The organism is Chelatococcus sp. CO-6 (assembly GCF_001271345.1).
Classification (GTDB): Bacteria; Pseudomonadota; Alphaproteobacteria; order Rhizobiales; family Beijerinckiaceae; genus Chelatococcus_A; species Chelatococcus_A caeni.
The window spans coordinates 3,087,780-3,106,387 of the sequence record NZ_CP012398.1 but is presented as its reverse complement, the minus strand read 5'-3'; the positions used below and the strand labels follow the sequence as shown (position 1 = coordinate 3,106,387).

The 18,608-nt window shown below is 70.5% G+C and carries 14 protein-coding genes and 1 pseudogene; 3 read left to right on the top strand and 12 right to left on the bottom strand.

The window, feature by feature from the left end:
* Nucleotides 1-30: 30 nt before the first annotated feature.
* Nucleotides 31-2,109, top strand: coding sequence for a 4Fe-4S dicluster domain-containing protein (locus AL346_RS14680; RefSeq protein WP_019400976.1), 2,079 nt, complete (start codon nucleotides 31-33; stop codon nucleotides 2,107-2,109).
* A gap of 6 nt (nucleotides 2,110-2,115) precedes the next feature.
* Here the strand turns inward: AL346_RS14680 and AL346_RS14675 are convergent, their stop codons facing one another.
* Both AL346_RS14675 and AL346_RS14670 read right to left on the bottom strand, forming a co-directional pair.
* Nucleotides 2,116-3,105, bottom strand: a complete 990-nt coding sequence (locus AL346_RS14675) for an LLM class flavin-dependent oxidoreductase (protein ID WP_019400977.1) — start codon at nucleotides 3,103-3,105, stop codon at nucleotides 2,116-2,118.
* Nucleotides 3,106-3,303: 198 nt separating this feature from the next.
* Nucleotides 3,304-4,623 carry a c-type cytochrome gene (locus tag AL346_RS14670; RefSeq protein WP_245258850.1) on the bottom strand — a complete coding sequence of 440 codons (1,320 nt, stop codon included), beginning with the start codon at nucleotides 4,621-4,623 and terminating at the stop codon, nucleotides 3,304-3,306.
* A gap of 17 nt (nucleotides 4,624-4,640) precedes the next feature.
* On the opposite strand from AL346_RS14670, the gene AL346_RS14665 reads away from it, so the two are divergent.
* On the top strand, nucleotides 4,641-4,892 hold the full coding sequence (locus tag AL346_RS14665) for a sulfurtransferase TusA family protein (protein ID WP_019400979.1): 252 nt from the start codon (nucleotides 4,641-4,643) through the stop codon (nucleotides 4,890-4,892).
* Between the two features lie 14 nt (nucleotides 4,893-4,906).
* Here the strand turns inward: AL346_RS14665 and AL346_RS25830 are convergent, their stop codons facing one another.
* The 4 genes and pseudogenes from AL346_RS25830 to AL346_RS14650 form a co-directional block, all read right to left on the bottom strand.
* Nucleotides 4,907-5,041 (bottom strand): hypothetical protein, encoded by a 135-nt coding sequence (locus tag AL346_RS25830; RefSeq protein WP_019400980.1) that lies wholly within the window; start codon nucleotides 5,039-5,041, stop codon nucleotides 4,907-4,909.
* A gap of 80 nt (nucleotides 5,042-5,121) precedes the next feature.
* Nucleotides 5,122-5,753: pseudogene (gene mobA / locus AL346_RS14660) on the bottom strand (molybdenum cofactor guanylyltransferase MobA).
* Nucleotides 5,746-6,675: a formate dehydrogenase accessory sulfurtransferase FdhD gene (locus tag AL346_RS14655; protein WP_050996485.1), complete on the bottom strand. Its 930-nt coding sequence runs from the start codon at nucleotides 6,673-6,675 to the stop codon at nucleotides 5,746-5,748. Before AL346_RS14655 ends, mobA begins: the two are co-directional and overlap by 8 nt.
* A gap of 17 nt (nucleotides 6,676-6,692) precedes the next feature.
* Nucleotides 6,693-7,250 carry a DUF2478 domain-containing protein gene (locus AL346_RS14650; RefSeq protein WP_019400983.1) on the bottom strand — a complete coding sequence of 186 codons (558 nt, stop codon included), beginning with the start codon at nucleotides 7,248-7,250 and terminating at the stop codon, nucleotides 6,693-6,695.
* 166 nt (nucleotides 7,251-7,416) lie between these two features.
* Here AL346_RS14650 and AL346_RS14645 point away from each other — a divergent pair, with 166 nt between their 5' ends.
* Complete coding sequence (locus tag AL346_RS14645) at nucleotides 7,417-8,151, top strand: SIMPL domain-containing protein (protein ID WP_019400984.1); 735 nt, start codon at nucleotides 7,417-7,419, stop codon at nucleotides 8,149-8,151.
* Nucleotides 8,152-8,397: 246 nt separating this feature from the next.
* On the opposite strand, the gene AL346_RS14640 is transcribed toward AL346_RS14645, so the two are convergent.
* From AL346_RS14640 to AL346_RS14615, 6 genes are all read right to left on the bottom strand, one after another.
* Nucleotides 8,398-9,843: an MATE family efflux transporter gene (locus tag AL346_RS14640; protein WP_019400985.1), complete on the bottom strand. Its 1,446-nt coding sequence runs from the start codon at nucleotides 9,841-9,843 to the stop codon at nucleotides 8,398-8,400.
* Between the two features lie 306 nt (nucleotides 9,844-10,149).
* The gene (cysG, locus tag AL346_RS14635; RefSeq protein WP_019400986.1) at nucleotides 10,150-11,760 is read right to left on the bottom strand and encodes a siroheme synthase CysG; all 1,611 of its coding nucleotides are present in this window, start codon (nucleotides 11,758-11,760) and stop codon (nucleotides 10,150-10,152) included.
* Nucleotides 11,732-14,407: a nitrate reductase gene (locus AL346_RS14630; protein ID WP_053193809.1), complete on the bottom strand. Its 2,676-nt coding sequence runs from the start codon at nucleotides 14,405-14,407 to the stop codon at nucleotides 11,732-11,734. The genes cysG and AL346_RS14630 overlap by 29 nt, the downstream gene beginning before the upstream one ends.
* 11 nt (nucleotides 14,408-14,418) lie before the next feature.
* Nucleotides 14,419-14,769, bottom strand: a complete 351-nt coding sequence (gene nirD, locus AL346_RS14625) for a nitrite reductase small subunit NirD (RefSeq protein ID WP_026015066.1) — start codon at nucleotides 14,767-14,769, stop codon at nucleotides 14,419-14,421.
* Between the two features lie 5 nt (nucleotides 14,770-14,774).
* Entirely contained in the window at nucleotides 14,775-17,222 is a 2,448-nt protein-coding gene (gene nirB / locus AL346_RS14620; RefSeq protein ID WP_053194068.1) for a nitrite reductase large subunit NirB, read from the bottom strand.
* A gap of 17 nt (nucleotides 17,223-17,239) precedes the next feature.
* A complete protein-coding gene (locus AL346_RS14615) occupies nucleotides 17,240-18,529 on the bottom strand; it encodes a nitrate/nitrite transporter (protein WP_026015064.1) in 1,290 nt (429 codons plus the stop codon).
* Between the last annotated feature and the right edge of the window lie 79 nt (nucleotides 18,530-18,608).

The window sequence follows — 18,608 nt, the reverse complement described above, 5'->3', positions numbered from 1 at the left end:
GTCGGTATCGGTATCGCGGAGGTGAACGCAATGGCTGAAGGCCCCGGTCGCGGCAAGCGCCCCATCGCCAACGGCCCGATTGTCAAGGCAAGGCCCGTCGCCTTCGTCTGCTCCTGCGAAGGCACGATGCCGCTCGACGAGAAGCTGCTGACGCGGGCCTGCCCGGGCCACGACGTGCGCCTCGCCGACCAGCTGTGCCGGCGCGAGCTGGAGCGCCTCAAGGCCGCGCTCGGCCCGGAGGCGGACATCCTCGTCGGCTGCACGCAGGAGGCGCCGCTTTTCGAGGAGGTGGCGGGCGAGAACGCCCCGGAGGCGAATCTCACCTTCGTCAACCTGCGCGAGAACGCCGGCTGGTCGGCCGAGGCGGAGGCGGCAGGCCCCAAGATGGCGGCGCTGATCGCCGCGGCGCGGATCGCGCCGTCCGAGGCGCCGCTCGTGCCGCTGAAGAGCGAGGGCGTCGCCCTTGTCTACGGCCGCGACGAGACGGCGATCGCCCTCGCCGAGCGGCTCAAGGACGTGCTCGACCTCACCGTGCTGCTGACGCGCCCCGGTGATGTGCCGGCGCCGCGCCGGAGCGACTTTCCCGTGCTCAAGGGCACCATCGCCCAGGCCACCGGCTGGCTCGGCGCCTTTTCGCTCACGGTCAACGACTTCGCGCATCCGGCCCCGTCGTCGCGCGCCAGGCTCGCCTTCGGCGCGCCGCGTGACAGCGCCCTGTCGCGCTGCGACATCGTTCTCGACGTCAGCGGCGGCGTGCCGCTCTTCCCGGCGGGGGAGCTGCGCGCCGGCTACCTGCGAGCGGACCCCGGCGACCCGGCGGCCGTGGCGCGCCTTGCCTTCGAGGCATCGCAGCTCGTCGGCGAATTCGACAAGCCGCGCTACGTCACCTTCGATGCGGCGCTGTGCGCCCATTCGCGCTCGAAGAAGACCGGCTGCACGCGCTGCCTCGACCTGTGCCCCACCGGCGCCATCACGCCGGACGGCGACCACGTCGCCATCTCGGCCGAGATCTGCGCCGGCTGCGGCGCCTGCGCCGCCGTCTGCCCGACCGGCGCGGCAACCTATGCCCTGCCGGCGAGCGACACCCTGATGGCGCGGCTGCGCGCCCTCCTCCACACCTATGTCGAGGCCGGTGGCGAGCGGGCGGTGGTGCTCTTCCACGATGAAGACCATGGCGCGGAGCTGATCGATGCTCTCGCCCGCCATGGCGAAGGCCTGCCGGCCCATGTCCTGCCGGTCGCGGTCAACGAGGCGACGCAGCTCGGGCTCGATGCCTTCGCCGCGGCCCTCGCCTACGGCGCGGCGGCGATCCGCGTTCTGATGCGGGCCAGGCCGAAGCACGACACCGGCGGCCTCGTGCGCAACCTCGCCTATATGGACGCCATCGCGGCGCCGCTCGGCTTCGGCGAAGGCAGCGTGGCGACGATCGAGACGGACGACCCCGACCAGCTCGCGGCGGCGCTCGCCGGTGTGCCGGTGGCGGGCGTGCCGGAGCGGCAAGCGGCGAAGTTCCTGCCGCTCGGCCAGGGGCGTGAGCTCACAGTGATGGCGCTCAAGGAACTGCGCAATGTCGCGCCGCTTGCCGTCGACGTCCTGCCCCTGCCCGAGCGCGCCCCCTTCGGCACCGCCCACGTCGACGCGGAGGGCTGCACGCTGTGCCATGCCTGCGTCGCCGCCTGCCCGACGGGCGCGCTCGGCGACAATCCCGACAAGCCGATGCTGACCTTTGCCGAGGACCGCTGCGTGCAGTGCGGGTTGTGCGCCGCCACCTGCCCGGAGAAGGTCATCACGCTCGAGCCGCGCATCGACTTCGCCGCCTGGGCCGCCCCGCCGGTGACGAAGAAGGAGGAGGAGCCCTTCCACTGCATCGCCTGCGGCAAGCCCTTCGGCACCGGCTCCACCATCGAGCGGATCGTCTCGCGGCTCGAGGGGCAGCACTGGATGTTCTCGGGCGAGCATGCCCGGCGCATCGCCGTCATCAAGATGTGCGAGGACTGCCGCGTCGAGGCCGTGGTCAACGAGAGCTTCGACCCGCACGACGCCCCCGCCCGCCCGGCGCCGCGCACGAGCGAGGACTACCTGCGCGAGCGGGAGAAGAAGCAGCTCTGACCGGCGTCAGCGCGCGTCCTGCGCCGCGGCGGCGATGAGCTCGAAGGACCTGAGCCGCGCCGCATGGTCGTAGACGTCGGAGACGACGATCAGTTCGTCGGCGGCGGTCTCGGCGACGAGCGCCGCAATGCCCTCGCGGACGGCCTGCGGCGAGCCGACGATCGAGCGGGCCAGCATGCGCATGGCCTGCGCCTTCTCCATCGGCGTCCAGTAGGTCTCGATGTCGTCGATCGGCGGGCGGCTCAGCCCGCGCGCGCCGCGGAAGATGTTGGCGAAGGACATCTGCTGGGTGGTGGCGAGGCGGCGGGCCTCCGCATCGCTCGGCGCGGCGATGATGTTGACGCCCACCATGGCATGGGGCCGCGCGAGCTGGGCGGAGGGCCTGAAGCGGGAGCGATAGGCCTCGAGCGCCGGCAGCAGCATCTCGGGCGCGAAATGCGAGGCGAAGGCATAGGGCAGGCCGAGCTCGGCAGCGAGCATCGCGCCGAACATGCTGGAGCCGAGGATCCAGATCGGCACGTTCGATCCCGCCCCCGGCACGGCGCGAATCATCTGGTCCGGCGCGGGCGGACCGAGAAGCGCCTGCAGCTCGACGACGTCCTGCGGAAAGGTGTCGGCGCTCGCGGGGGAACGGCGCAAGGCGCGCAGGGTGCGCTGGTCGGTGCCGGGGGCGCGGCCGACGCCGAGATCGATGCGGCCGGGGAACAGGGCCTCCAGCGTGCCGAACTGCTCGGCGATGACGAGCGGCGAATGGTTGGGCAGCATGATGCCGCCCGCACCGACGCGAATGGTGCTGGTGCCGGCGGCGATATGGGCGATGACGACCGAGGTCGCCGCGCTCGCGATGCCCGGCATGTTGTGATGCTCGGCCACCCAGATGCGGCGGTAGCCCAGGCCCTGCGCATGGCGCGCAAGGTCGCGGGCGTTGTCGAGCGCGCCGCGCGCATCCGTCTCCTCCGTGATGCGGACGAGATCGAGAATCGAAAGTGCAACCATGTCGTCATCCCCGTCGAGCCGTTGTGCGGCGACGCTGTCCACCCGATGCGCAAGGCACCGACGCAGCCGACCCCAGTTCGAGCTAAATGGGGAGCCCGCGCAGGACGCGGAACCGCCAGAGGCGCCTGCCCGGCCGCCGAGCCATGCGCCCGGTGCACCTTTCCGGGCAGGAGCGCCACAGCGCGGATCGATACGCGCTCACCGCGGCGCCGTGGCCTTCCTCAAAAACTCCACCAGCGCCTGCCGGTCGGCCTCGCTCGTCACCCGCTGCTCGGGCATCTTGGTGCCGGGCAGGTAGGCGTTGGGGCCGATCTCGAAGAGGCGGGCGATGGTCTGGCCCGACCAGACGATGCTCATGGCCTTGAGTGCCGGCGAATAGTCGTAGCCGGGTGCGGAGGCGATGCGGCGGCCGAAGATGCCGTAGAGCGTCGGGCCGGCGCGGTTGCCGCCGTCCGGGGTCAGCGTGTGGCAGGCGGCGCAGGCGCGGAAGACCTCGGCGCCGCGCTCGCCGGAAAAGGCCGCGAGGGGATCCTCACCCGCCTGCGGAATGACGGCACCGATATGCTCGCCCGTGCGCGCGTCCCAGCGGCGGACCATCCGGTCGCCGCCGCCCGAAAAGATCTCGTCGCCGTCGGGCGAGAAGGCGAGCGACCACACCGGCAGCCCCGGCCCGACGAGCGTCGCGACCACCGCGCGCGTCCTGCGCTCGACGATGGCGACGTCGCCACGGATGCCGCCGGCGGCGACGCGCGTACCGTCCGGCGACAAGGCGAGGGCGATGAGGGGCGTCGGGCCCACCTCGCGCTCGCCGAGCACCTCCCCCGTCGCCGAGACGAAATGCAGCTTGCCGTCGGCCCCCGCGACGACGATCTCGCCATCGGGGGCGACGACGACGCCGTTGAGCGGCGTCGGCAAGGTCACGACGACGGGCGGCCGCGCGGGATCCTGCGGCCATAGGCGCAGCGTCGCGTCATAGCCGGAGGTGACGAGCCCGCCCGCGGGCATGAAGGCGACGCCGTTGACGTTGCCCTGATGGCCATGGAGGCGACGCCGCTCCTCGCCGTGCGGCGACCACAGCGCCGCCGTGCCGTCCCAGGCCGCCGACGCGAAGGTGCCGTCCGGGCCGGCCGTGAGCGCGACGATCGGCGCCTCGTGTGCCACGATCACGCGCTCGGGCGTGCGGCCTGCAGCCGGCCAGATCGCGATGCGCCCGTCCTCGCCGCCCGTGGCGAAGCGTCCCTCTCCAAGCGCCACGGCCGCGTTGACCGAGCCGTCATGGGCGCGCAGCACCGCTTCCGCCACGCCTGTGGCGAGCCGCCAGCGGATGGCCGAGGTATCGAAGCTGCCGGTCAGCGCCACCTCGCCGCCGGGGTCGACGGCGACGGCACGCACGGGGCCGCCGTGGCCGCGCAGTTCCTGCGCCTCGGGGGCACCGGTCAGGGTGAGCGTGAAGAACAGCGCGGCGAGGCCCCGCATTGCCCGGGCGAAGCGGCGCGGTGCATGATCCGGGCGAATCATCGAAGGGACGCCTCCCCATGAGCGACGAGACCAGCAACGACGCGACCGCCGGGCGAAGGCTCGACCTGCGCGGCCTCAAATGCCCCCTGCCCGCCCTTCACACCCGCAAGGCCCTGCGCGGCCTCAAGGCGGGCATGCTCCTCGTCGTCGAATGCACGGACCCGATGGCCGCCATCGACATCCCGAACCTGGTGCGCGAGACGGGAGACGTGCTCGAGGCGCAGGAAAAGCGCGACGACAGCCTCCTCTTCTCCATCCGCAAGGCCTGAAGGAGCGCTCCCGCTCAGTTGATGTCGCCGAGGCGCACGCCGCTCGTCGTGAAGGCCACGTCCACCGGCTCCTGCAGGTCGGACAGGACGAAATCGGCACCCACTGCGACGACGATGGCGACGACGACGGCAATGATGAATGCGCGCATTGCTCCCTCCCCCAATATCTCCGCCGGGTCTTCTTGCCCCCTGCATCGCCTGAGGAGGGTGCGTGCGAAATCGCGCCCCGTCAACTCAGGCGTGCGTGAACGAGGATCGCCTCGGCCGCTTCGAGGTCCGCCGGCGCGTTGGCGTTGAAGAAGACGTCGAACGGCTCCGTCGGCCATTCGGCGACGGCGAGCGGAAAGCGGGCCGTGAAGCGGTCGATCTTGCGCTCGCCCTCGCCGACGAGCGCCCGGCGCAGGTCCTCGCGGATGCCCACCGGCCACAGCCCGATGACCGGATGGGTACGCCCGCCCGAGGCGGCGCAGGCGAGCATCGCCCCTCCTCCCGGCGCGCGGCGTGGAGGCGCGCGACGAGATCCGGCGGCAGGAACGGCGTGTCCGCGGCGACGCTGACGATCCATTCCACGTCGCGCCGGCGCACCGCCACGTGGTCGAGCACGGCCAGGATGCCGGCGAGCGGGCCGGCGAAGCCGGGCACGTCGTCGGGAACCACCGGCAGGCCATAGGGCGCAAAGCGCGCCGGATCGCCATTGGCGTTGATGACGAGGCCGGCGCATTGCGGCGCCATGCGCTCGACGACATGGTCGAGGATGGGCCGGCCGCCGACGCGGCGCAGCGGCTTGTCGCCGCCGCCCATGCGCCGAGCGAGCCCGCCGGCGAGCAGCGCGCCGATGGTCGGCGGGCAGGTTTCAATCATCTCCGCCTCCCTTGTCGCTCGCCCCTTTGCGCCGGTGCTTCGCCGATTCCTCCGCCACATAGGCGAGATCCTGGTCGAAGACGATACGCTCGGCGCCCGACAGAGCGATGAAACGCTTGCCGCGGGCGCGGCCGACGAGCGTCAGCCCCGCCTTGCGGGCCAGCTCGACGCCCCAGGCGGTGAAGCCGGAGCGCGAGACGAGGACCGGAATGCCCATGCGCACCGTCTTGATGACCATCTCGGAGGTGAGGCGCCCCGTCGTGTAGAAGATCTTGTCGGCCGGATCGATGCCGTGCCGGTGCATGTAGCCGGCGACCTTGTCCACCGCATTGTGGCGGCCGACGTCCTCCATATAGACGAGCGGCCGGTCGCGCGCGCACAGGACGCAGCCGTGGATGGCACCCGCTTCGAGATAGAGCGAGGGCGTGCGGTTGATCTTGTGGGTGAGCGCGTAGAGCCAGGACGTGCGCAGCTCCGCATGCGGCAGGCGGGCCTCGTCGATCACGTCCATCAAGTCGCCGAAGGCGGTGCCCTGGGCGCAGCCGGAGGTCAGGGTGCGCTTGCGCAGCTTGTCCTCGTAGTTGGTCTTGCGCTCGGTGCGCACCACGACGACATCGAGCTCGGCGTCGTAATCGACATCGGTGACGACATCGTCCGGCTTCAGCATGTTCTGGTTGAGCAGGTAGCCGACGGCGAGATGCTCCGGATGGTCGCCGATCGTCATCATGGTGACGATCTCCTGCGCGTTGAGATAGAGCGTCAGTGCCCGCTCGGTGACGACGCGGGTCTCGACCGGGGCGCCGCCCTGGTCGACGCCGGTGACCGTGATGCCGAGGCGCGGGTCGAGCGGATCGGGCCGCACGAGGTAGTCGGCGAGGAAGGCGAGGTCCTCGCTCGCGTCGACGCCTGCCGGCGGCGCCAGGCTGCCCAAATGTCCGTTCACGACGTGATCCCCTCGGCGACCCTCTCGCCGGCGCGGGCGTCACCCGCCACCTGCGCGAGGCACCACGCTTCGAGCGCCTCGAGCGACGGCTCGAGCACCTGCCAGTCCTCCCCGGCGAAGGAGCGCCAGGCCGGCAGCAGCGCCTCGCCGACCGCAGTAAGCGTCGGCAGGCCGCGGCCGACCGCGAGCGCGAACTCGTCGCGCAGGCCCCTGCCCTCGGCTTCCGCCTTGCCGAACTTGTTGAGGATGACGAGGTCGACGCCGTCCGCCCCGATGGCCGCCGCGGCGAGACCGGCCGAGGTCGCAAGGCCCTGCGCGTCGAGCCGGCAGCCGCTTGCGCCCGGTCCGCGCTGCTCGCTGATGGGGACGAGGCGGCCGGTGGCGAGGTCCTCGAGCGCCATGTCCCCGCAGGCGGTGCAGGCATCGTCCTCGTTGTGCTGCACGAGGCCGGCGAGGCGCAGGTCGCGTTCCCTGAGGCGCCGGCTCAGTGCGACGAGCAGCCCGTCGACGAGATGCTGCGATTGATAGACGACGACGCCGATGGCCGATTGCATGGCACTCTCCCCGGCACCATTCTATTGTGCCGCCTGCCCCCGACAATCTATGCAGTCGGGCGGGGGGAGAAAAGGCTGCCCGCGCCGGCCCGCCGGCGCGGTCTCATCTCGGTCACAGTTGCATGGTGAAGCAGCTGCGCCGATTGATTGCAGGAACCAACTGAAAATGATCGATCTTCGTCGTACCGTCCTCGTCGCCGCCCTTGTCGCGACCGCCGCCACCTCGGCCCTCGCGGCCGAGACGGCCGCCGAGCGCGCGCCTGGACGCATCACCATCGTCGGCGAAGGAACCGTCAACGCGGTCCCCAACATGGCGACGCTCACGTCGGGCGTCGTCACGTCGGCGTCGACCGCGCGTGAGGCGCTCGACGCCAATACCGAGGCCATGGCCCGCGTCATCGAGGCCTTCAAGAAGGCCGGCATCGCCGCCAAGGACATCATGACCGACGGCTTCTCGGTGCAGCCGCGCTACGTCTATCCCGAGCCGAAGGACGGCTCGAGCCAGCCGCCGCGCATCGACGGCTACGAGGTGCGCAACCAGGTGATCGTGCGCGTGCGCGAGCTCGCCAAGCTCGGCACCGTCCTCGATGCGGCCGTCACCACCGGCGCCAACCAGATGGGCGGCCTGTCCTTCGACGTCGCCGAACCGGCGACCCTGCTCGACAAGGCGCGCTCCGCCGCCGTGGAGGACGCCAAGCGCAAGGCCGAGCTCTACGTGCAGGCCGCCGGCGCCAAGCTCGGCCGCCTCGTCGAGATCAACGAGACGAGCATGCAGATGCCGCCCCGGCCGATGATGATGGCAAGGTCCATGGACTTTGCCGAGGCCAAGGCCGTGCCAGTGGAAACCGGCGAGCAGACGCTGCGCGCGCAGGTGCAGCTCATCTGGGAACTGGCGCAGTAAACGGCCCGCTTTCCAGCCGTCATGTCCGCGCCTGTCACGGGTATCCACGCCTTGGAAACGCCGCCAAAGACCTGGATGGCACCAGCAACGCGCATGCGCGTTGCGTCTTTTCGAAGCGTCGCAAATCGGGCGAGCCCGAGTTGCGTTTGCCGAGCCGGGCCATGACGATGGCAAGGACGTTCCCAAAGGCCAAGAGGCCCAAAGCCCATGCATGAAAAAAGCGGCCGGTCCGTCCGGCCGCTTTTTTCATACGCTGCCGGGTACGCAATCGGCTGGCGGCGCTGCAGGCCGGCCGGCGTCGAAGGCGAGGAGCCCCAGCCTCTCCCGCCGCAGCCAGCGCACCAGCATGAGCACGGCGACGACGGCGAGGCCGGCGGCGAGGCCGATCCAGATGCCGACGCCGTCGAGGCCGCCACGGAAGGCGAGCGCGGCGCCGAGCGGCAGGCCGATGCCCCAGTAGCCGAGCGCCGCATAGACCATGGGCACGCGGGTGTCCTGCAGGCCGCGCAGCATGCCCGCGCCGACGGCCTGCGCCCCGTCGAAGATCTGGAACAGGCCGGCGAAGGCCAGGAACGAGACGGCGAGCGCGACGACCTCGGCGTTCTCCGGCGCCCGGACATCGAGGAAGGCGCTGACGAGCAGGCGCGGCGTCACCAGCATGAAGAAGGCCATGGTCGCCATGAAGGCGATGGCCATGACGAAGCCCGTCCAGCCGGCGACGCGCACGCCCTCTCTGTCCTCGGCGCCGAAGGCGCGGCCGACCCGGACCGTCACCGCCTGCCCGATGCCGAGCGGCACCATGAAGGTGAGCGAGGCGATCTGGATGGCGATGGAATGGGCGGCGAGCGAGGCCGTGCCGATGAGCCCCATGAGGAACACGGCGGCGTTGAAGATGGTGACCTCGAAGGCGAAGGTGGCGCCGATGGGCAGGCCGATGCGCCAGATCTCCATGAAGCGGGACCAGTCCGGCCGCCAGAAGCGGCCGAAGAGGGCATAGCGCTTCAGCCGGCGGTCGAGCACGATGGCGACGACGAGCCCGGCAAAGAGAAAAATGCTCGACGTCGTCGTCGCCACGCCGGCGCCCGTCAGCCCCAGAGCCGGGAAGCCGAGATTGCCGAAGATGAGGCACCAGTTGGCGAGGATGTTGAAGAGATTGGCCGCGATGCTGACCGCGAGCGCCCACATGGGCCGCTGCAGCGCCGAGAGGAACGAGCGCAGCACGACATAGCCGCAGAACGGCAGCACCGCCCATTGCAGGGCGTGCAGATAGGTGCCCGCGGCCGCCGCGAGGTCCGGCTTCTGCCCCATGGCGAGGAGGATGGCCTCCCCCTGCCAGAGGAAGAGCCAGATCGGCAGGGCGATGGCGGCCGACACCCACAGCCCCTGCCGCACGGTGCGGCGCACCTGTCGCACCTCGTAGGAACGTCGGCCGATCTCGCGCGCGATCATCGGCGCCGTCGCCGTGACGATGCCGATGGCGAAGATGAGCATCGCGAAATAGAGGTTGAATCCGAGCGCCCCGGCCGCGAGCGACTCGGCCCCCAGCCAGCCGAGCATGATCACGTCCGTCGTGCCCATCGCGGTCTGGGCGAGATTGGTGAGCACGAGCGGCCAGGCCAGCGCCAAGGTGGCGCGCCACTCCTTCGCCCACGCGCTCGGCGCGGCGTCCTCCGCGGTGTCGTTCTGCGTCATGGCGGGCAATCTATAGGTAAAATGCCCGCTCGCCCATGCTGCTGCCGCAAAAGTAGGCAGCGAAAATGTGGGGGATGGCTTTCGTCTTGCGGTGAGGACCCGTGCGCACCGCCCTCTCCCTCCCCCACGACGTGCGGGGAGGGAGAGGGATGAGGGACAGTGCCGCCGCCGGCGGTTCGATCGTCTTTGGCGACTGCGACTGGACGCATCTGGCCAGCGGCACCGCCCCCCACCCCTAGCCCCTCCCCACCGCAAGCGGAGGGAGGGGAATGACGCTCCACCACGTTCTCGCGCGTTCGCGTATTCTCAACCTGCTGAAGCCAGCGCCGGCCGGTCCTCGCCCATTCCGGCCGCCCTCGCCTCGGCGAAGACCGCGCCAACCCCGATGACGAGCGGCTGGCGCTCGTCACGTTCGGCAATGCGCGCCGGCAGGTCGGCGAGGCGGCAGCGGGTGAGCGCCTCCTCCGGGCGGCCGAGCGCCTCGGCGAGCGCCACGGGCGTGTCCGCCGCCATCCGATAGTCCATGAGCCGGGCCGCGATCTCGGCAGCCGTGCGGCCGCCCATGTAGAAGACGGTGGTGGCGGAGGGATCGGCGATGGCGCGCCAGTCGACGTCCTCCGGCAGGCCGCCATGGCGCGAATGGCCGGTGACGAAGCGGACGGACTTCGCCTGGTCGCGGTGGGTCAGCGACACGCCGAGCGTTGCGGCCATGGCGATGCCGGCGGTGATGCCGGGCACAACGTCGAAGGCGATGCCTTCCTGGCGCAGGCTGTCGATCTCCTCCCCGGCCCGGCCGAAGATCATCGGGTCGCCGGACTTGAGGCGCACCACGTGCTTTCCGGCGCGGGCAAGCGTCAGCATCATGGCGTTGATCTCGTCCTGCTTGCAGCTCGGCCGGCCGCCGCGCTTGCCGACGAGGATGCGCTTGGCCTCGCGGCGGGCGAGTTCCAGCACGTCCTCGGAGACGAGATCGTCGAAGAGGATGACGTCGGCCGCCTGCAGGGCACGCACGGCCTTGATGGTCAGAAGCTCGGCATCGCCGGGCCCCGCGCCGACGAAGGTGACGCGGCCGCGGTCGTGGCGCTCGCCCCGCGCGATGCGGCCTGCGTCGGCCTCCAGCGCACCGGCGGCGTCGCCTCCGGGTGCCGCGCGGAAGGCACGGTCGACGAAGGCCTCCCAGAAGGCGCGGCGGCGGGCGCCGGGGCCGAGGCGCGCCATCACGCGCTCGCGCATGTCCGCGGCAAGGCCCGCCCAGTCGGCGAGCCAGGCGGGGAGCAGCGCCTCGATGCGGCGGCGCACGGCCTGGCCGAGCACGGGGGCGGCGCCGCTCGTCGAGATGCCGACGACGAGCGGCGAGCGGTTGACGATGGTGCCGAACTGGAAGGAGCAGAAGGCCGGCTTGTCGATGACGTTGCACGGCACGCCGGCGCCGAGCGATGCAGCGCGGAAGGCGGCGGCCTCCGCGTCCTCCTCGGCCTCGGCGATGGCCACGGTGGCGCCGGAGAAGGCCGCCGCATCCCAATGGGCGTCGTGGTGGACGAGCCGTCCGGGCAGGTCCGCGGTGAATAGAGCGTGTCCGCTTTCCTGCGAAACGCAGACACGTTCTATCTTTTCATTTTGTCGCGTTTCCGGGCGGCGAACCGGTGTCCACTTCGCCTGGAAACGCTCCAAGAGGCGGGAGAACTCCCCGCTCAGCTCTTCGCGCGGGGCGTAGACGTGCACCTCGGCGCCGGCGGCGACCAGCAGCTCCGCCTTCCAGGCCGCGGCATCGCCGCCGCCGGCGACGACGGCGCACTTGCCGGCGAGGTCGAGGAAGACCGGGACGACGCTGAGCGGCTCGATCCGCGCGGGAGCGCGCTCGCTCGGTGCGCGCTCACTTGGTGCACGCTCACTCGGCTGCCTGGAGACGATGTGCATGGATGATGCTCCTGATCTCCGCGCGGCAAGAGCCGCAATTGGTGCCCGCCTGCAGGGCTTCGCCGACAGCCTCGACCGTGTGGCAGCCGGCGACGACCGCGCCCGCGATCTGCCGGGCGCCGACGCCGAAGCACGAGCAGACGATGGCGCCCTTGTCCTCGCTGCCCTTGCCCGGCCGGCCGGCGAGGATGGCGAGGCGTGCCCGCTGATCGGCATGGGCCTGCGACAGCTGCTCGACGGCCCAGTCGCGCGGCACGGCGACCGGCTCGGCCGCGAGATAGAGCGCGCCGAGGAGGCGCTCGCCGGCAAAGCGCGCAAAGCGCCGGCGGGCGGCGACCGCATCCTGGAAGGACAGGGTCTCGGTGCCGGTAGCCGCGGGCAGGACGGCGTCCGCCACAGCCGACCAGTCCGCCACGGGGGCGGCGAAGGCGAGCTCGACGCGCCAGCCCCCTTCGCAGCGGGCGATGGCCCAGTAGTCGGCGGCGATGTGTTCGGGCTTCTCGGTGAGCACGGCGAAGCCGTAGGCCGCGGCGGCGAAGCGCGCGATGCGCACGGCGACGTGCTTCAGCGCCGGCTGGCCGGAGGTCGGGTCGGTCAGCGGCGGCACGAGGCGGTCGACACGGCCGTCGGCGGCGAACTGGTCGGTCCAGTGCATGGGCACGAAGACCGAGCCCTCGCGCTGGCGGCTCGTCAGCAGCGCCCTGACCACGATGGCGCCGCGGGCGGAGGTGACGCGCACGAGATCGGCATCGGCGATGCCGTATTTTGCCGCATCGGCGGGGTGAATCTCGACGAAGGGCTCGGCGAGATGCTGCGACAGGCGCCGGCTCTTTCCGGTGCGCGTCATCGTGTGCCACTGGTCGCGCACGCGGCCGGTGTTGAGCACGAGGGGGAAGCCTTCGCCCACCCGCGCGGGCGCCGTCGTGGTGACGGGCACGAGCCGGGCCTTGCGGTCCGGCGTGAAGAAGCCGCCCTCGGCGAAGAAACGGATGTCGTCCGCCGACGTCTCGCCGGCCCGACGCGCCGGCCACTGGAACGGCGCGAGCGCATCGAACCCGGCGGCATCGATGCCGGCATGGGTGCCGATGTCGAAATCGCGCGTGCCGTCGTTCTCGAAGGCGGAGAGCGCCGCGTGCTCGGCGAAGATCTCGGCCGGCGAGGCATAGGAAAAGGCCTCGGCGAAGCCCATGCGGCGCGCCACTTCCGTGACGATCCACCAGTCGGGCTTCGCCTCCCCCGGCAGGGGCAGGAAGGGGCGCTGGCGCGACATGCGGCGCTCGGAATTGGTCACCGTGCCGTCCTTCTCGCCCCAGGCGGCGGCCGGCAGCTTCACATGGGCGTGGCGGACCGTGTCGGTGGCGCCGAGGACATCGGAGACGACAACGAAGGGGCAGGCGCGGATCGCGGTTTCGACCATGTCGCCGTCCGGCATGGAATCGACCGGGTTGGTGGCCATGATCCACAACGCCTTGATGCGCCCGTCGGCGACGGCGCGGAACATGTCGACGGCCTTGAGGCCCTGCGCGGAGGCGATGACCGGCGAGCCCCAGAAGCGCTGCACCCGCTCGCGATGGGCCGCATTGTCGATGTCCATGTGGGCCGCCAGCATGTTGGCGAGCCCGCCGACCTCGCGCCCGCCCATGGCGTTGGGCTGGCCGGTCACCGAGAAGGGCCCCATGCCGGGCCGGCCGATGCGGCCGGTGGCGAGATGGCAGTTGATGATGGCGCTCACCTTGTCGGTGCCGACCGACGACTGGTTGACGCCCTGGCTGTAGACGGTGACGACCTTTTCGGTCGTGGCGAAGAGCCGGTAGAATTCCGCGATGCTCGCCCGGTCGAGGCCGGTCTCGGCGGCGGTGCCGTCCATGTCGAGGCGCCAGGCGGCGGCCAGCGCTTCGGCGAAGCCGGTCGTGTGTTCGGCGATGTAGTTCTCGTCGAGCGCGCCCGCCTCGGCGAGATGGGCGAGGAGGCCGTTGAAGAGCGCGACATCGCCATCGGGCGCAATGGCGAGGTGCTGGTCGGCGATATCGGCCGTCATGGTGCGGCGCGGGTCGACGACGATGACCTTCATCTCAGGCCGCTCGGCCTTGGCGGCGGCGAGGCGCTGGTACAGCACCGGATGGCACCAGGCGAGGTTGGAGCCGACGAGGACGACGAGGTCGGCAAGCTCGAGGTCCCGGTAGCTGCCCGGCACCGTGTCGGCGCCGAAGGCGCGACGGTGGCCGGCGACCGAGGAGGCCATGCACAGGCGCGAGTTGGTGTCGATGTTGGCCGTGCCGATGAAGCCCTTCATCAGCTTGTTGGCGACGTAGTAATCCTCGTTGAGGAGCTGGCCGGAAACGTAGAAGGCGACGGAACCCGGCCCGTGCTCCGCGATGGTGCGCGAGAAGGTCTCGGCGACACGGTCGAGCGCCTCGTCCCAGCCGGCCCTGCGGCCGTCGATCTCGGGATGGAGCAGGCGGCCGTCGAGGTCGATGGTCTCGGCCAGCGCCGAGCCCTTGGAGCACAGCCGGCCGAAATTGGCGGGATGGTCGGGATCTCCGCGGACGGCGACGCTGCCGTCCGCGGCGACCGTGGCGAGGACGCCGCAGCCCACCCCGCAATAGGGGCAGGTCGTCTTCGTGATCGTCGGGGCGGTTTCCTCCATCGCCGCCTGCCCTATTCGGCCGCGATGCGTGCGGCGGCCGCCGCCAGGATGGCCGAGGCGTCCATCAGGATGCGCTCGCCGTCGCGCTTCAGCGCAAAGGTCCGCACGGCGCCCTCGTCGGCGCCCTGGGCGAAGCCCGTCTCCAACGAGAACACCCAGTTGTGCAGCGGACAGGTGACCTGCGCCCCGTGGACGATGCCCTGGCTCAAGGGGCCGCCCTTGTGCGGGCAGCGGTCCTCGATGGCATAGACCTCGTCCGCCGCCGTGCGGAAGACCGCGATGCGGCCGATGGGCGTGTCGACGCAGCGCGCGCCGCGTTGCGGAATGTCGGACAGCCGGCCGATTTCAACCCAGTCGCTCATCGCCTTCACTCCGCCGCTTCAGCAAAGCCGACGCTCGCCATCGGCTTGAACTCGTGCTTGTCCTTGCCGGAGACGCGCTCCGACCAAGGGTCGACCTGGGCGAACTTCTGGGAGAAGACGAAGCGGTCGAAATAGGCCTTGCGCCTGTCCTTGTCGTCGAGGATCTGGCGGCGGATCTCGTCGTAGCCGATGCGCTTGGCCCACTTGTAGATGCGCTCGAGATAGCGCGCCTGCTCGCGGTACATCTGGGTGAGCGCCACGATGACCTCGAGCGCCTCTTCCTCGCTCGCGACGAGGCCGAGCTTCTCGGTGCCCTTGATGTCGAGCCCCGCCGCGCCGGCGAAGTGGATCTCGAAGCCCGAGTCGACGCAGATGACGCCGACGTCCTTGCAGGTCGCCTCGGCGCAATTCCTCGGGCAGCCGGAGACGGCCATCTTGACCTTGGCCGGCGTCCACGAGCCCCACATGAACTTCTCGATGCGGATGCCGAGGCCGGTCGAATCCTGCGTGCCGAAGCGGCACCAGTCGGAGCCGACGCAGGTCTTCACCGTCCTCAGGCCCTTGGCATAGGCGTGGCCGGAGACGAAGCCGGCCTTGCCGAGATCGGCCCAGACCTCCGGCAGGTCCTCCTTCTTCACGCCCAGCATGTCGATGCGCTGGCCGCCGGTGACCTTCACGGCCGGGATGTTGAACTTGTCCACCACATCGGCGATGGCCCTGAGCTCGGCGGCATTGGTCACGCCGCCCCACATGCGCGGCACGACCGAATAGGTGCCGTCCTTCTGGATGTTGGCGTGCACGCGCTCGTTGATGAAGCGCGACTGGTAGTCGTCGGCATATTCGTCGGGCCAGTCGCAGACGAGATAGTAGTTGAGCGCCGGCCGGCACTTGGCGCAGCCGCAGGAGGTCTTCCACTCCAGCTCCTGCATCACGGCGGGGATGGTCTTGAGCCCCTTGGCCTTGATGAGGCGGCGCACGTCGTCGTGGCCGAGGTCGGTGCAGGTGCACATGGGCTGCACGGCGGCCGGGTTGTAGCTGTCGCCGAGCGTCAGCTTCATCACCTGCTCGACGAGGCCGGTGCAGGAGCCGCAGGAGGCGGAGGCCTTGGTATGGGCGCGGACGTCATCGAGCGACGTCAGGCCCTTGCTCGTGATCGCCGAGACGATCTTGCCCTTGCACACGCCGTTGCAGCCGCAGATCTCCGCATCATCCGGCAAGGCTGCAACGGCCGCCGTAGGGTCCAGCGGGGACCCTCCCTGGTAGGCCTGGCCGAAGATGAGCGTCTCGCGCATCTCCGCGATGTCCGTCCCCTTGCGGAGCATGTCGAAGAACCATGCTCCGTCCGAGGTCTCGCCATACATCACCGCGCCGACGATGCGGTTCTGCTTGAGGACGAGGCGCTTGTAGACGCCGGCCGAGGCGTCGCGCAGCACGATCTCCTCGCGGTCGTCGCCGTCGGCAAAGTCGCCGGCGGAATAGAGGTTGATGCCGGTGACCTTGAGCTGCGTCGCCGTCTCGACGGGGCGGAAGGCGGCATCCTCCTTGATAAGCGTCTTGGCCGCGACGCGGGCCATGTCATAGAGGGGCGCGACGAGGCCGTAGCAGACGTTCTCGTGCTCGACGCACTCGCCGACGGCGAGGATGTCCGGATCCGAGGTGACCATCTGGTCGCTGACGACGATGCCGCGTTCCACATAGAGGCCGGCGTCGACGGCGATGCGCGTCTCGGGTCGGATGCCGACGGCCATGACCACGATGTCGGCGGGGTAGATGGTGCCGTCCTCCAGCGCCACGGCCTCCACGCGGCCGTCGCCGAGGATCGCCTTGGTCTGCGCCTTGACGTGGACCTTGATGCCACGGCCCTCCAGCTCCTTCTTCAGGAGATAGCCGGCGGCGGGGTCGAGCTGGCGCTCCATGAGGTGGCCCATGAGGTGCAGCACCGTCACGTCCATGCCGCGCAGCTTGAGCGCCGCCGCGGCCTCGAGGCCGAGCAGGCCGCCGCCGATGACGACAGCCTTGGCGCCGGGCTTGCGCGCGGCTTCCACCATGGCGTTGACGTCGTCGAGGTCACGGAAGGCCATGACGCCCGGCAGGTCCTTGCCGGCCACGGGAATGATGAAGGGCGCCGAGCCGGTGGCGATGAGGAGCTTGTCGTAGGGCGTCTCGCTCCCCTTGGAGACGACGACCTTGCGCTTGCGGTCGATCTTGGTGACCGTCTCGCCGAAGCGGCAGGCGACGCCGTTCTCGGCATACCAGGCGGCGTCGTGGGTGACGATGTCGCCGTAGCTCTTCTCCCCCGCCAGAACCGGGGAGAGCATGATGCGGTTGTAGTTGCCGCGCGGCTCCGCGCCGAACAGCGTGACCTCGAAGGCTCCGGGGGCGGCTTCGAAGAGATGTTCCAGCGCGCGGCCCGAGGCCATGCCGGCGCCGACGACGACGAGTTTCTGGGTCATGTCCGTCAATCCGTTGTTCATTGGGCGGCGTAGCTGAGGCCGCCGGCGGCGCGGCGCTCCATGCGGCGGATGGCGACGTGCATCCACACGAAGGAGACGGCGACGATGGCGAAGAGCAGCATGAAGCAGCTCGACCACAGGCCGGTGAGGTCGTTGAGCGCGCCGAAGGCGATCGGCAGGACGAAACCGCCGAGCCCGCCGATCATGCCGACGAGGCCGCCGACGGCGCCGACGTTCTGCGGGTAATAGACCGGGATGTGCTTGTAGACCGCCGCCTTGCCGAGGCTCATGACGAAGCCGAGGACGAAGGCGACGGCGATGAAGAGCACGGGCCCGACCTCGACATGGAGCGCGACCGGTCCGTTGATGCCGCGCAGCACATAGTCGCCCGTCGGCAGCGACAGGACGAGCGTGGCGAGCGCCGAGACGGCGAAGGTGCGGTACATGACGGCGCGGGCGCCGATGCGGTCGGACAGGGCGCCGCCATAGGCGCGGAAGATGCTGGCGGGGATCGAATAGGCGGCGCCGACGATGCCGGCCGTCTTGATGTCGAAGCCGTAGACGCCGATGAGGTAGCGCGGCAGCCAGAGGGCGAGCGCGACGAAGGCGCCGAAGACGAAGAAGTAGTAGAGGGCGAAGCGCCACACCTGCACGTTCTTCAGCGGCGCGAACTCCGACCAGAAGCCCTTCGGGGCGGGAGCGAGGCCGGCGCGGCGCGCCTTGATGACGGGGTCGTCCTCGGTGGTGAACCAGAAGACGAGCGCCATGACGACGAGCACCGCCGCCCAGATGAGCGCCACCGCCTGCCAGCCCCAGGCGATGAGGATGAAGGGCGCGACGAACTTGGTGACCGCGGCGCCGACATTGCCGACGCCGAAGATGCCGAGCGCCGTGCCCTGCCGCTCCGCTGGGTAGAAGCGCGCCACATAGGCGACACCGACCGCGAAGGCCCCGCCGGCGAGGCCGACGCCCAGCGCGGCGGCCAGCATCTGCTGATAGGTCTGGGCGAAGGCGAGGAGGAAGGTGGCGATGGCCGCCGCCAGCATGGTGGCGGTGTAGACGAGGCGGCCGCCGTAGCGGTCCGTCCACACGCCGAGCGCCACGCGCACGAGCGAGCCGGTGAGGATGGGCGTGCCGACGAGGAGGCCGAACTCGGTCTCGGTGAGGCCGAGCTCGTCCTTGATGCGCACGGCGATGATGGAAAAGATCGTCCACACCGCAAAGCAGATGGTGAAGGCGATGGTGGACATGGCGAGAGCCCGCGTCGCTTCGTCCTTGCCGGGCGCAGCTTGGTGGGGTGCGGTCATCATCGGCTCCGTTGGCGGCTCGCGGCCGCGGTGGGAAAAGCAACAAAAAAGCCGCCGGCCGGGCCGCACGCACCTCCTC